The sequence below is a fragment of the Synechococcus sp. 8F6 genome (assembly GCF_002252665.1).
Classification (GTDB): domain Bacteria; phylum Cyanobacteriota; class Cyanobacteriia; order PCC-6307; family Cyanobiaceae; genus Cyanobium_A.
In genome coordinates, this window is record NZ_NQKZ01000066.1 from 1 (window position 1) to 729 (window position 729).

General features: G+C 68.6%; 1 pseudogene. It reads left to right on the plus strand.

The features are described from left to right. Positions 1 to 729: pseudogene (locus tag CJZ78_RS13510) on the plus strand (WYL domain-containing protein); the annotation flags it as partial.

Sequence of the window (729 nt, forward strand, 5' to 3'; positions counted from 1 at the left end):
CAGCCGAGCGCGGCGGCAACCTGCACCAGCACCTGATCGCTGCCACCGAATCCATCCCTGGCGCTTACCTGCCGGGTGAAACGGCAACGCTGCGCAAGGACCTGGAAAAGATCCTTACCCCCTACGGCTTCCGCAACCGCAACGACAACGTGCGCCACGGCTACTGCCTCGGCACCGCCGTGCTGTCGCCGCCCCGCCTGCGGGAACTGCACAACGTGGTGCGCCAGACCGCTGGCCGCCTGGCCGATCCCTCCGCTCAGGATCTGCTGGCCGAACTGGACGAACGGCTGGGCTGGGCCGGCATCAGCGCCGATGGCCTGCCGCCGGTGCGCAGCTATGCCCGCCATGCCGTGGTGGACACCGCCCTGGTGCGGCGGGATTCCTTGGCTGCGCCCCGGCGCGCAGAAGCGATCGAGGCCGCGATCGTGGAACACCGCCGCGTGCTGCTGCTGCGCTACCCCGGCGTGGGCAGTTTTGAAGGCAGCCCCGAGGGCGAACTGCGGGTGTGGCCGCTGCAGCTGATCTTCCACAACGTGGGCTGGTATCTCCTCTTTGAAGAGGATCAGGTGGGCCGCGAGCAGGGGCTGATCCGCAGCGAACGGCTCGATCGCTTGGCTCTACCCGCCAGTCACGGCGACCTGCGCCGTAGCAGCGACGAACACGCTGCCGCGGTGAACAGGCTGGAGCGCTTGCTGCACCACAGCGGCGGCATCTACTTCGGGGCCGATT